General features: G+C 36.7%; 11 protein-coding genes. 2 read left to right on the top strand and 9 right to left on the bottom strand.

From position 1 onward, the window contains the following. Positions 1-162: 162 nt before the first annotated feature. Positions 163-2,988, bottom strand: a complete 2,826-nt coding sequence (locus tag H1R81_RS04040) for an outer membrane beta-barrel protein (protein WP_181839383.1) — start codon at positions 2,986-2,988, stop codon at positions 163-165. Positions 2,989-3,454: 466 nt separating this feature from the next. Here H1R81_RS04040 and H1R81_RS04035 point away from each other — a divergent pair, with 466 nt between their 5' ends. Then, the gene (locus H1R81_RS04035; protein ID WP_229251044.1) at positions 3,455-4,018 is read left to right on the top strand and encodes a dienelactone hydrolase family protein; all 564 of its coding nucleotides are present in this window, start codon (positions 3,455-3,457) and stop codon (positions 4,016-4,018) included. Positions 4,019-4,034: 16 nt separating this feature from the next. Here the strand turns inward: H1R81_RS04035 and H1R81_RS04030 are convergent, their stop codons facing one another. The 6 genes from H1R81_RS04030 to H1R81_RS04005 all read right to left on the bottom strand — a co-directional run bounded on the left by H1R81_RS04030 (position 4,035) and on the right by H1R81_RS04005 (position 9,541). Further along, positions 4,035-4,907 (bottom strand): XAC2610-related protein, encoded by an 873-nt coding sequence (locus tag H1R81_RS04030; RefSeq protein WP_181839381.1) that lies wholly within the window; start codon positions 4,905-4,907, stop codon positions 4,035-4,037. A 137-nt stretch (positions 4,908-5,044) separates the two neighbouring features. Next, complete coding sequence (locus tag H1R81_RS04025) at positions 5,045-6,004, bottom strand: rhomboid family intramembrane serine protease (protein ID WP_181839380.1); 960 nt, start codon at positions 6,002-6,004, stop codon at positions 5,045-5,047. 130 nt (positions 6,005-6,134) lie between these two features. Next, complete coding sequence (locus tag H1R81_RS04020) at positions 6,135-6,740, bottom strand: CbrC family protein (protein ID WP_181839379.1); 606 nt, start codon at positions 6,738-6,740, stop codon at positions 6,135-6,137. A gap of 22 nt (positions 6,741-6,762) precedes the next feature. Next, complete coding sequence (locus H1R81_RS04015; protein WP_181839990.1) at positions 6,763-7,089, bottom strand: multidrug efflux SMR transporter; 327 nt, start codon at positions 7,087-7,089, stop codon at positions 6,763-6,765. Positions 7,090-7,189: 100 nt separating this feature from the next. After that, positions 7,190-7,753, bottom strand: coding sequence for a Crp/Fnr family transcriptional regulator (locus tag H1R81_RS04010; protein ID WP_181839378.1), 564 nt, complete (start codon positions 7,751-7,753; stop codon positions 7,190-7,192). A 78-nt stretch (positions 7,754-7,831) separates the two neighbouring features. Beyond that, positions 7,832-9,541, bottom strand: coding sequence for a DNA polymerase/3'-5' exonuclease PolX (locus H1R81_RS04005; protein ID WP_181839377.1), 1,710 nt, complete (start codon positions 9,539-9,541; stop codon positions 7,832-7,834). 61 nt (positions 9,542-9,602) lie between these two features. Here H1R81_RS04005 and H1R81_RS04000 point away from each other — a divergent pair, with 61 nt between their 5' ends. After that, positions 9,603-9,995 (top strand): DUF2141 domain-containing protein, encoded by a 393-nt coding sequence (locus tag H1R81_RS04000; protein ID WP_181839376.1) that lies wholly within the window; start codon positions 9,603-9,605, stop codon positions 9,993-9,995. 41 nt (positions 9,996-10,036) lie between these two features. Here the strand turns inward: H1R81_RS04000 and H1R81_RS03995 are convergent, their stop codons facing one another. After that, the gene (locus H1R81_RS03995) at positions 10,037-10,831 is read right to left on the bottom strand and encodes a thymidylate synthase (RefSeq protein WP_181839375.1); all 795 of its coding nucleotides are present in this window, start codon (positions 10,829-10,831) and stop codon (positions 10,037-10,039) included. Between the two features lie 150 nt (positions 10,832-10,981). Beyond that, positions 10,982-13,243 carry an acyl-CoA dehydrogenase gene (locus H1R81_RS03990; protein WP_181839374.1) on the bottom strand — a complete coding sequence of 754 codons (2,262 nt, stop codon included), beginning with the start codon at positions 13,241-13,243 and terminating at the stop codon, positions 10,982-10,984. Positions 13,244-13,253 lie beyond the last annotated feature (10 nt).

The raw sequence follows: 13,253 nt of genomic DNA, 5'->3' as shown, positions 1-13,253 counted from the left end.
TGGGGTACAGAATGCACAGTTTGAAAAATTGGGAATAGGATATAATATTTATCCTCTATTCGAGATGTTAAGTTAGAATCCGAACAACTGATTGTATAACAGAAAAACGCCCTGCTATCATACATAACAAGGCGTTGGCAAATATATTAAACTTTAAAAAGCTTATAATCTGAAATTACGTAAGCTGTAGGTAAATGTCAGCATATAATAGCGGCCCAATACCATATTTCTCACGTCTTCAACATAAGCTGTTGACACATTGCGGCTGATGCTATTATTCTGTTTCAGAATATCAAAAACATTGAATCGTAACTCACCTGCTTGTTTTTTCAGGAATTTGTAACCTAAACCACCATTCCAGAGAGTAAAGCTTCTGTTATAACCTGCCCCCAGTCCAGAATATGACTGGTTAACCACTTCTGTCTGAAATACGAATCCTTTACCAAACAACCAGTTCAATTTGAAGTTACTACTTTGAGAAAAGTAATTACTATTAAGATTAGTTTGTAAACTATTACGAACGATATTATAACTTGGCGAAAACGAAAGTGTAAAATCAAGTTTTTCACTCGCACTACTGCTAACTACTACTCCACCGTTAATCCCATAGTTATTGGTAAAACTTGTAGCATTATTAATCAGGTTAGGATTTTTAGCATAAGAGAACCCTGCATTAAAGTTAAGGTTCGATTTGATTTTTGATACCGGCAAACCATAACTTACAAAGGAACGTACACTCAACATACCATCCATATTTACAGGCTTGGTCAACTGTGACCCTTTGAAAAGGACAATACCATTTGCCAACTCATAATCCTGGTCTGCAATGAAAGTTGATTGCACAATTGCATTATTGGTATAACTAAAATTCCCGAATACATTGAGGCTTTGGGCCGTTTTAGACTGAGTTGAACCAAAACGTATCGAAATATTATGAGAATAATCCTGTTTCAAATCAGGGTTACCTGTTGATAACTGCGTCGGATTGCTATTATCAATTACATCTTGCAATTGATTAACTGAAGGTGCATTAGTTCTGGAACGATAAAATATACGCAAATTAGATTTGTTCTCAAACCGAAAATTGAGCATTGCATTGGGCAGGAAACTATTAAAAGAGTATTTTACATTCTGAGCAAACGGATAGGTCTGCTCACTTGCCAATTGTGCGTTCTGATAAGAAGCTCCTACTACAAAAAATGATTGCTGCTTGCGTACACGGTAACTAACACCAGTACGATTAGTCATATAATCATTATCAAATACACTACTCAATGATTGGTTTAATAATGAATATGAATCAGTTTTTTCATCAAATGCATTCACTCTTCTGTCTGACGAACTCAATGTATATGAAATATTGTGTTCGAATTGCAATTGTGAAGTTTTACTTAAAGGCTCTGTATAATTTACATTGGCCGACATACGGTTACTATTGGTCAGCGACTTGGTTTGCTGATTAATAATCTGTGTAGTATCATTTGGTGAAAAATAACGGTTCGTTGAATATTGATTGGTTAAACCAGTTCGGTCATTTACATTATCCTGTATGCTAATCGAGAATGTACGTCCCTCTTTTGTAAATCTATGTCTGTAAAGCAATTCACCAGATAAGTTAAATCCTTTATTATTCGAATTTCTTGAGGTTTGTGTTGTATTCTGTAAAGCGCCGTTTAATATAGTACTTGCATCTAAAGTTGAAAGTGCATTATTATCCTGCCAACTGATACGTGGCGTAAATATGATCGAATTATCTTTATTTATATTATACTCGAGCCGGATGTTCATACGATGGTTCATATTATCATTATCAGTCGTATTCAGGGCATCGTAAGTTTGCGGAAGTGTTCCAAGATATTCGCGGTGCGAACTGCTAACATTTCCATTATTGGCCGAATTAAAGAAATAACTCGTATTTAGTTTTACTTTTTTACCTAAATTATCGCTATAATTAAGCCCGATTGAAGTTGTATGAGCAATACCTGGTTGTTGACCAACCATAAAATCTCCTGCATTTGCACCACCGCCACCAAATCCACCAGGACGGCCACCCCCACCGCCGCCACGGCCTCCACCTCCACCGCCGAATCCGCCACCACCAAAGCCGCCGCCACCGGATGAACCAAGAACCCCTAATATATCATCGTTAGAAAAGTTCTGCTGATTAATATTATTTGATAAACCAATGATAGTCAGACGCTGGTCTTTCTTAAAAAAGTTCATACTTACTCCAGATTGATAACGGTCATTTTCGCCATATCCAGCATACACTTTACCAAATTGTCCGTTATTTTTACCTTGTATAGTAGTAATATTGATAGTCTTGACAGAGTTTCCATCATCAAAGCCTGTAAACTGGGCTTGCTCGCTCAATCGGTCAAAAACCTGTACCTTATCAATGATTTCGGCAGGTAAGTTTTTCAAGGCCAAAGTAGCATCATCACCAAAAAACTCCTGCCCGTCAACAGTTACTTTTTTTACATCTTCACCCTGAGCTTTCACTACGCCGTTTTCAATGGTTACACCTGGCATTTTCTTCACAAGGTCTTCTGCCGAAGCATCAGGATTGGTTTTATAAGCACTGGCATTATACTGCACAGTATCTCCTTTTTGTTCTACACGAATCTGTTTTTCACGCACTACAACCTCACTCAATTGTCTGGCATTTTCGCCCATAACAATTACACCTAAGTTTTTGGTAGTAGTTCCAATAGTAACTTTGGTCTCATGATTATCATAACCGATAGAAGTAATAAGTAGCCGATAATTTCCCGGCTGAACACCCGAAAATCTAAAAAAACCTATGGTGTCAGCTTGTACGCCTTTTCGTTGTGTGCTATCTTGTTGGTTAATTAATAATACACTGGCTCCAACCACTGCTATTTTGGTTTTTGCCTCTTGTACCGTTCCTGTTACTTCTACTCCTTGAGCAAAAACTTTAGCAGAAACTAAAAGTGTGAGCGATAATATAAATAGATGCTTCTTCATTGTTAGTAATTAGTTAACACCTCTTAGAATAATAAAACTATCTAAAGTTTAGTCGCGTATATACATTAGGCGACCAATATACGCCTTGTGTAGATAAAACACATCAAAACGGTCGATTATCTACACTTTTTTATTGTATTAATCTAATACTTTTCCATAGATAGCCTAAAATTAAATTTTGCTTTTTTTTAAAACCCCATTTAATATTTGTAAAATTGCACAGTAATTATTCTGATTACATTTTCTGCTAATCGCCAAGATCACCTAACACATAAATACCTGAAAATCAACCACTTCCACTAAAACCCTTATGTACCTTTTTAACCTCTGTTTTTATCGCCTCCTTGCAATTTCTTTCCTTTTTTCAATCGCTTGTCTTAGTTGCACCTACGCTCAAATTACCAGTAAATCAAAGGCCAGGTATAATTATTTGTTGTACTTACCTAAGGATTATGGCAAAAAAACTATGCCATACCCCTTGATTATTTATTTACATGGAAGCTCACATCGAGGGAATGATTTGAATAAATTGAAAGGCTATGGCCTACCTTATGTAATTGACAAAGGCAAAGAATTCAACTTTATTATCGCATCACCCCAATGCCCTGATGGTAAATTCTGGAGTACAGAAAACTGGTTTGACTCGTTGTACACAGAGCTAACAACCAAATATAGAATTGACAAGGATAGAGTGTATCTTACAGGCATAAGTCTGGGTGGTCAGGGTACATTTGTAGTAGGAATGGATCATTCTGATAAACTCGCAGCATTAGTACCTCTATGTGGTTGGATTAGCAATGGTGATATACCAAGACTTTGCCCAAGCCTGAAAAATATACCGATATGGACATTTCATGGCACTGAGGATAATGTTATCTCTATCAGCGAAACCGAAAGGGTTGTAAAGACATTAGAAGAATGTAAGGCCAGTATCAAGTTCACCCGTTTAGAAAACGAGGGCCATAGCATACAGCATTTGTATGAAAACGATGAGATTTATGAGTGGTTGTTGCAGTGGAAGAGGAGGTAGCTTGATTTGTTGATTATCAATCTTTGGGATACATAAACCAATCATAACCATAAATACGGATGTATTCTTTTGGCACCTTTTTAAGCCTGATTATTTTCGTGCGCTTTTTATCTTCAGGTAAAGTATTAGATTTTATATAATAGCCTTTATGCTTTTCATCCGGATAAATGAATTCAATAGTATCTATTTTTAAGCCATTCCATTTATATTTATACATTTCGGTTTCACCCGGTTGACCGTAGCCTACACCTCTGATAACTTTCTCTTTTGGAGAATAAGTTGGATTAATAAATTCGAATCTACCTGAAAACCTGCCGGTTTCAGGTAGATAGAGATAAACTTCATTAAAAGTTTTCAGACAGCATCCTGTCTTGCCATACAAGTCTACCACAAAATCTTTATAGCCATCTCCATTCACGTCTTGAAGTATGTCTTTCACATAACTCCTTTCCGACTGTATGTAAAACAAAACAGTTTGGACTTTTTTACTATTGAGATGATATATATTTATTCGGTCTCCTCCAGGATTTTCTCTATTAACAATTAAATGCTTATATCTTTTTGAGAAAAAATACCCAATAGATAAACGGGTTCTGACTAAACCGAAAGTATCTGATTTTGTCTCGAATTCTCCGGTAAAGTTTATTTGACTACTATTTTTTTGTGCAATGCTCAATGCTTTTTGTAATATATTGTTCAAGTGTAAGCTATCACTTATTTCTTCGTCTTCTTGCTTTAAGTTTACATCATTTAGTGGCTTGGCATATCCCCTACCAGGTAAAACGCTATCTATTTTTACTGTCATGGCATTATCATTACTTTTTTCCTGAGCACATGACCCTATAAAAAGTATTAAGCCCAATAATAGTATTGAAAATATTGGTTTCATCTATACCTTAAAATTCTCTTTGATATCTTTAAAAGTTCGGCATCTATATTTCTGCTTCATAAAATTAAGCAAGTCTAAAATATGCTGTTGAATATGAAAATAGAAAATAATTTTAAATTAGTAGAGTCATAAACAATTCACCAGACACTCCTTTTTTTAGTCTCTTTCGCCCATTCATTATTTGGATCTAACTCATTGATTCTATTAAGTAGCGGTAAGATTTCCTTATATTGATGGTTTTCAATGAGTGCATTGATTTTTTGTTGAAGCTTATGTACTTCAAGCCGCGTCCGATTTTCTCTTGCCCATTCATTTGTCGCCTCTCTGTCTAAAATTTTCTTATATGCCGCTATAGCTTCGTCGTAGTGTTTGGTTAAGTGTAATTGATAGGCCTGATACGACAGCCACGAATTTGAAAAAGGCGTCCAGAAAATCGAAGAGGCTAATACTACAAGAAATGCTGACCCGATACTCAATTGTTTTGGAAGATTAAACCCTGATATATAAGCTAATAAGACGCCCCAAACAAATCCGGCAATGTGAGCCGCATTGCCGACATTCCAAATCTTAAAATAAGTAAGAATAACACACAGGGCAGTCCAACCTATTATTTGCCTGATAGTTTTTTTATCTAATACTTCTTTATACGCTTTTTCTGTTTTGCTTTTCAACAATATAAAGCCAAAAAAAGCATATATAACTCCAGAAATACCTATTCCTGTAGATTCGCTAAAGGCGAGTTGTGATAAAGAACTAATCAAAGAAGCGGTTAAAATGAAAAGTAAATAATAGGGTATATTTGTTTCAAACTCTATCTTTTTCCCTAAAATCCAGAAACCATATAAGTTAAATGCAATATGCCATAAGTCTACATGTAAAAAATTACTTGTAATCAACCCCCAATAGCTACCACTAAAAATATCTGTCATAGGTGGAGAGCCCCATCTTTTGTAAACAGACCAATCATCTGCTTTTTCTTCAAGATTAATTCCTATAAACAGAATTACACTTATAGCACAGCAAATGGTTGTGACAATCGGAATATACTTTTTATAGGTATGGTCTAAAAGCAGTTTGTTATCAGGTATTTCAGTCATTGCAAGGTTGGTTTAACTTGGATAATCAGTATTGTCAATTATTTTTAGATTAAAAATATTATCCTTATTTTCTAAATCTTCAAAGTAACTATTATTCTTTAAACCTCTCAAAACCTGGAATAACCCACTTTTAACTACAATCCCATATGGTAATGATTCTATCCGAATGAAGACTTCTGAAAACATAAAATACAGAAACAAACTTATTGCTATCTTCAAAATTGGAAATTCTTTTATCAGACAAAACCCCATCCCATAAATGGTCGAAATATTCTTCAATACTATAAAATGAGTTTCTAAAAAAATCTTTAGCTGAAGCTCCCTGAGCTAATTCCTCATATAATGGTTTAGAACCATACCCGATAAACTTACAATAATCTCCATCCGCACAGGGCCAGTTCCAGTCCTGCCACTTTATTAAATGAGGAGTAGTTTTTTCTAATTCAAATGTTTTTTGTATGGCAACTCTATGAATTTCCTCATTATCTAGTGATGGATTCATCCATTTCAATTGGCCTTTCAGTTCTTCAATATCTCCCTGACAGGTAAAAACATTCTTATCATAAAGCTTTCCACTCGCCAGACAATCCGGACAAATCGAAGATAATTCTTCCCAACCATAAAATAATTCAGCATCAAAGCACATTTTCACTTCACCACAAGTATCACAAGGGCTTGCTGTATCTTTTAATCCCGTAAAAACTTCAGGCTTATCAAAATACTTAAATATCACCATAGCATTAAAACACTAGTAGTTATTAATGTGAAATCAACTTCAAACCAATCACAGACCCAACCAGAGTCAATAAAAAGAAAATTCTCCAGAAATTGGTGGGCTCTTTGAATACAAATATACCGATTAATACTGTCCCGATGGCCCCTATGGCTGTCCAGATGGTATAGGCTGTGCCAATAGGTAGGTTTTGCAGGGCTTTCATAAGCAATAACATACTGCTTACCAAAGAAACCAAAAAGCCCGAATACCACCAATAAGCCTCACTACCAGTGCTTGTTCTTGCTTTACCTAAACAGGCAGCGAAAGCAACCTCAAATAATCCTGCGATGATTAACACTATCCAATTCATATCCTTTTTGTATCTCATGTTTTGTTGTACTCAAAACCTGCTACAAAATTCCGGCTATTGGCGAGTGAATCCTTTTACAAATGTTAAAAAATGAAAAGTATTATTTTATTTCTGCCCTTATTCTACTTAAACTTACCTGAGTAACACCTAAATAGGAAGCTATATAACCAAGTGATATTCTTTGCAATAAATCAGGGTGATTTTTTAGTAAAGCTGAATACCTCTCTGCCGTAGTGCTGAATTGTCTGGCAATCAATCGTTCTTCGGTCTTTATTAATTCCTGTTCGGCAAATTTCCTACCCCAATTTGCTATATGAATATCCTGTTTGAAGAGTTCTTGTAGTTTATCAGTTTTTAGTTCATATAATTCACAGGTTTCCAGGAGTTCGATATTTTCATAACCGGGTTGGTTCATTATGTAGCTTTTCATCGAAATAATCGTTTCACCTTCCTTACCAAACCAGAATGTGATTTCATTCTCGTTCTGATAAGCATAAGCCCTTACAATCCCTGTTTTGATAAAGTATATCTTTCGTTCGATGGTATCAGCTCTTAAAAGCAAATACTTTTTAGGGAAACTTACTTCTTTAATACAGCTTTTCAGTTGTGCAAATGATGCTTCTGGAAGAGTGTAGATTTGGTTGATAATTTGTTGGACTTGCATGAATTAGTCACTACAAAAGGTTTATAGCAGAGATATACAACAACAAATATATCTCTACCAATACTATAAAAAACTTTTTCACCTTCCCCTCTTCTTCGCCAGATAATCCTCCATCTCTATAAGACTTAAAGCATTGAATGTCATATCTGTAGTTAACCCACCTTTGCGGGCTACTGCTACACCATAGTGCATATCATGGTAACCTTCCATTTCGTGCGCATCAGGGTTAATGCTTAGCATCACTCCTTTTTCCAGGGCATACTGAATCCATCTCCAATCCAGATCAAGACGATACGGACTTGCATTAATTTCTATTACCACACCATTGGCAGCACAGGCATCAATTATCAATTGATAATCAATCGGATACCCCTGTCTTGACAAGAGCAATCGACCCGTCGGATGCCCTAAAATGGTGGTGTAAGGATTTTCAATGGCTCTGACAAGACGCTCGTTAGCCCTCGCCTCAGTCATATTCAGATTTGAGTGAACCGAAGCCACGATATAGTCAAAACTGGCTAATATTTCATCTGGATAATCTAATGAACCATCCCCTAAAATATCCGATTCTATTCCCTTCAATACTTTGAATGGCTTACCACCGGACATATTCAGTTTTTTATTCAATTGTTCTATTTCAGCATGTTGCTGTTGTACTTTGGTAATCAGTAAGCCGGAGGCATATTGGGCAGATTGAGAGTGGTCAGCGATACCTAAATACTCAAAACCTAATTCCTGGCAGTAGCTTGCCATTTGCTCCAAAGAATGACGCCCGTCGGAATAGGTTGAGTGGTTGTGCATAATTCCTTTCAGGCTTTCCCAGGTTACCAAATCCTCGTTTTTGCGATTTTGTATCCAGTCAAATTCAAAATCTCCGCCACGCATTTCGGGAATAATATAGGGAATCCCATATTTTTCATAAATTTCTTCTTCTTTCGTGAGTCCGTCAGCTTTGCTAAGCTTTAACAGGGTTAATCCTTTTTCATTCTTACGTTTCAGATGATTAGCATCAGCCGAATACACAAATTGTTTGTGTAAAAACTGATTGGTAGCCACCCATTTGATTTCCAGATTGATTTTATTATCAAGGTAGCGACCTCTCCAGGTAAATGGCGAGGAGGCTTTCGGGTCTTCAACAAAACTTTCAGGTAAATTGGTAAAAAACCCTCCCGCGTGTGCATCAGTATTACTCACTAAAAATAACAATGATTCAACTATTTCATTTTTACGTCTTACATCTCCTGAGATGTCAACCTTTGCAAAGTATTTTTTGAGTTCGTCCTGAATTACCTCTGCTAATGCCTGTGCTTTATCCATACGTAACTTGCCCGTCTGGCTATTTAAAAAAGCAATTGACTCCAGGATTGATTCCTGAGTTTTACCTCCGAAACCTTTTACCTTGGCAAGGCTGCCGTTCTCGCAGGCAATTTGCAAGTCGTTTATATTGTCTATTCCAACTTCCTTCCAGAGAACCTTTATCTTTTTTACACCAATTCCCTTTATTTTAAACATATCAATTACTCCCTCCGGTGTATTGGCAAGTAATTCCTGTAATTCCTTTAACGTACCTGAGCTGACAATTTCTACAATTTTACCCGCCATCATCTTCCCTACTCCCTGAATCTGTGTCAGTTGCGAGAAATCCAGAGTAGCTAAATCTCCGGTATATTTATCTATATAAAAAACTGCATTAGTGTAGGCTCTGACTCTAAATTCGTCGGCATCATGCAATTCCATTAATTTTGCAGTAATTTCGAGCGTTTCTACGATATAGGAATTAGTAACCATGTATGTATGTTTATTTGAAAAGTAAGCACTTAAAATCAAAACTCAAATTAACTAATAATTTATGAAAAAGATACTGTTTTTTATGCTAATTTCCGCCGTAACTCTGGCGCAAAACCCAAAATTAAAGGTGCACATCAAAGGCTTTGAAAACAATAAGGGCAAGCTAATGCTTGAGGTACTTGACGCAAAAAAAAAATCGCTAAAACGCTTAATCCAGACTATTGAAAACAGGCAGGTAATGGTAGAAATACAAGATTTATCCTCAGGACAATATTCAGTAAGAGTATTTCATGATGAAAATGACAATAGAAAATTAGATACAGGTATGTTTGGGATTCCGAAAGAAGCCTGGGGAATGTCTAATAATGTAAAGGCAATTATGGGGCCTCCTGATTTTAAAGAGAGCTTGTTCTGGTTGAAAGAAGACAAAGCCTTGGAGATTGTTTTGAAATAAGGGTAAATTTATGTGATTTACCCTTATACTAATTTATACGATTAAACCGCAACCGGAGCTTTAATGGCCGGGTATGGGTCGTACTCTTCTAATTTAAAATCTTCGTATTTAAAATCAAAAATACTTTTTACTTCAGGGTTCATCCACATCTTTGGTAGTTTTCTTGGCTCTCTTGATAACTGTAATTCTACCTGCTCTAAGTGATTTGAATAAATATGAGTATCTCCACCTGTCCAGATAAACTCATAAGGCTCCAAACCACATTCCTGTGCTACCATCATAGTTAGCAATGCATAAGAGGCTATATTAAAAGGTACGCCTAAAAATACATCGGCACTACGTTGATACAACTGGCAGGAAAGTTTGTTATCGGCCACATAAAACTGAAATAGCGCATGGCAAGGCATTAAGGCCATTTGTGAAAGTTCACCAACATTCCAGGCTGATACAATAATCCGACGGGAATCAGGAGAGTTTTTCAGTTGCTTTAATACTTCTGTCAGTTGGTCTATACTACGGCCATCAGACGTTTCCCAACTCCGCCATTGTTTACCGTAAACCGGCCCAAGATTGCCCTCAGCATCTGCCCATTCGTCCCAGATAGACACATTATTGTCTTTCAGATAAGCGGTATTGGTTTCCCCTTTGATAAACCATAATAATTCATGTATGATAGATTTGGTATGTACTTTTTTGGTAGTAACCAGCGGAAAACCCTCTTGTAGATTGAACCGCATCTGATACCCAAAAACACTGATTGTACCTGTGCCAGTGCGGTCTGTTTTTTTTGTTCCGTTTTCTAAAATATGACGTAATAAGTCCTGGTATTGTTTCATGGGAGATTCTGACTGTAATATTTATTTTGCAAAGGTAGCGAAAATATAGATGGCAGAGACAGGACAATGCCCTGTCTCCAACATTTTTATTGAAAATTTTTCGCTTTTTACCTGGTTGAAGCGATTTATGAAATCTTGACTTAAAGGCTGCTACAAAAACGCAATAGGCGCAGCCAGACAAGAATCAGGAATATCGAATGCCTCAACCAAAGGGACAGCATCGGTTCTTATTTCCCAACATAATTGATTAACGAGTTTTCTTATTGCCTTGGTTTTTGGGGCTTCCATATAACCTTCTTCCAGATACCACCCTTTATTTTTCTCTATCTGTGATAAAGCAAACAATTGTTTCAATTTGGTGAGTATGATTTTCGTCCCTTCATCGTTAACGTTACTTATTGCTAATTGAACCTGCTCAAGAATCAGGCGGTCAAGATAGGCATTTGCGACATCTATCATCTGGTGTTGTGCTACATTAAAGGCATCATAAGATTCTAATCCACTATCAATCAGTTTTTTCAAGCGTTTAGCTGCAGATGCCAAAATTACCTTTTCACGGTATTCAAAAGCATTTTTATGAAAAGTATCATCTAATAAATGAGCTTCGTCTGTTTTGCGGGTAGCCATCGGGTTTTTCTGCATAATTGCAGTCCGGGTCTGTTCATATATATAATTCAGCATTCCCATTTTATCCATATTTTCAAACGACTTCCTGAATTCAGCTAATCGACTTTTAGCAACCAATTGCATCAAAACCGTATTATCGCCCTCAAAAGTAGTATAAATTTCAGTATCATTTTTCAATGCATCAATCCGGTTTTCAGACATATACCCTTTCCCACCGCAAGCCTCACGGCACTCCTGCAAAATATCTCTTGTACCCCAGGTTACATAAGACTTCATTCCAGCAGCAATGGCTTCAATTTCCTGCATTTCAGTTTCTGATTTTTGCAAAAACCGATTGGTCAGATATTGTAAGCCAAAGTGCATGGCATAGGTTTTAGCTAACAGAGGTATCAATCGGCGTTGGTGCATCCGATAATTTAAAATCGGCACTTCTGAGCCACCTTCCGGGCCGAATTGTCGGCGTTGGTCGCCATATTTAATGGCAATAGTTAAACCTGATTTTGCTGCCGAAAGTGCCGACCGAGGGATTCCTATCCTACCGCCTACTAAAGTCCCCAGCATTGTAAAGAAGCGTCGGTTATCGCTCGGTATCGGGCTTTCAAACTCACCGTAGTCATTTACGGAAGCAAAACGATCAAGCATATCTTCTTTAGGAATCACTACATTCTCGAAACTGATAGTTCCATTATCCACTCCGTTCAAACCCATTTTGTGTCCACAGTCTCCAATAGTGATACCTTTTGATAAATTCCCCTTTTTATCTCGTAATGGTACTACGAAGGCATTCACCCCATAGTCTTTGCCCTCAATAATTAATTTGGCAAAAACCGTAGCCATTTGTCCGTGCTTGGCGGCATTACCAATATATTCTTTCTGAGCTTTATCATGGGGGGTGTTTATAATAAATGTCTGACTATCATGGTCATAGGTAGCAGTAGTTTCTATCCCTTTAACATTTGACCCATGATTGGTTTCTGTCATAGCAAAACAGCCGGGTAATTCTAATGTTCCAATAGATTTCAGGTATTTTTTGTAGTGTTTTTCCGTTCCTAAAAATAATACACTCATACCCCATAACCCGAATTGAACTCCAAATTTAATCACTAAGCTAAGGTCATGATAGCTCAATGTCTCCATGATGGCAAAGTAATCAGCAATATTATCTCCTCCTCCATATTCTTTTGGGTATGCTACATTGCCCAATTTCTCATCGGCCAGTATTTTACACCATTGCAACACTTTTTCACGATAAACATTTATGTCAGTCGAAGTTTCATAAATAAATTCCGGTCTGCTTATAATTCCTTTTACTTTTTTAATTACGTGGGCATAATCTCCGTCAAGCAGATCGGTCAGTTTTTGAGTATCAAAACTACTGACAGTCTGGTGGATGGAAGTATAAGTATTCTCAAAGGTTTTGAAAATACTTATAGCCTCTTCTCCTGCAATTCCCAGGTTAGATTCAAGGTTATTAAAAACAGGTTCAAGATCTAAAATAGTCTTGTCGTTTTTTGACAACCAGACCGATAAATCAAATATATCTTTGGCTTCTGGCAAAGCCTTCAATCCTTCTTCAATTTCTGTTTTCCATTGAAATAATTGTTTTCTTGAAGGAGGAGCAGAAATGTCAACCATTCTCATCAATTCCCCCTGTTCATTCTGACTCAGCCAGCTTTGATTATCAATAAAATCCTTTAGTGTCTTTAACTCTTTCTGGGTTAAGAGGTCGTCAGACCAGACTATATAAAAAAGCGGAAGAAAGGCCTTAAGTTTTGTGTTCTCCATTTGGTTCTGT

The sequence above is a fragment of the Emticicia sp. BO119 genome (assembly GCF_013912375.1).
Lineage (GTDB): Bacteria > Bacteroidota > Bacteroidia > Cytophagales > Spirosomataceae > Emticicia.
This window is presented reverse-complemented; position numbering and strand designations above follow the sequence as displayed.

Coding starts and splice junctions, on each gene's coding strand:
- H1R81_RS04040 (WP_181839383.1), bottom strand. CDS start 2,988: ATGAAGAAGCATCTATTTATATTATCGCTCACACTTTTAGTTTCTGCT.
- H1R81_RS04035 (WP_229251044.1), top strand. CDS start 3,455: ATGCCATACCCCTTGATTATTTATTTACATGGAAGCTCACATCGAGGG.
- H1R81_RS04030 (WP_181839381.1), bottom strand. CDS start 4,907: ATGAAACCAATATTTTCAATACTATTATTGGGCTTAATACTTTTTATA.
- H1R81_RS04025 (WP_181839380.1), bottom strand. CDS start 6,004: ATGACTGAAATACCTGATAACAAACTGCTTTTAGACCATACCTATAAA.
- H1R81_RS04020 (WP_181839379.1), bottom strand. CDS start 6,740: ATGGTGATATTTAAGTATTTTGATAAGCCTGAAGTTTTTACGGGATTA.
- H1R81_RS04015 (WP_181839990.1), bottom strand. CDS start 7,089: ATGAATTGGATAGTGTTAATCATCGCAGGATTATTTGAGGTTGCTTTC.
- H1R81_RS04010 (WP_181839378.1), bottom strand. CDS start 7,753: ATGCAAGTCCAACAAATTATCAACCAAATCTACACTCTTCCAGAAGCA.
- H1R81_RS04005 (WP_181839377.1), bottom strand. CDS start 9,541: ATGGTTACTAATTCCTATATCGTAGAAACGCTCGAAATTACTGCAAAA.
- H1R81_RS04000 (WP_181839376.1), top strand. CDS start 9,603: ATGAAAAAGATACTGTTTTTTATGCTAATTTCCGCCGTAACTCTGGCG.
- H1R81_RS03995 (WP_181839375.1), bottom strand. CDS start 10,831: ATGAAACAATACCAGGACTTATTACGTCATATTTTAGAAAACGGAACA.
- H1R81_RS03990 (WP_181839374.1), bottom strand. CDS start 13,243: ATGGAGAACACAAAACTTAAGGCCTTTCTTCCGCTTTTTTATATAGTC.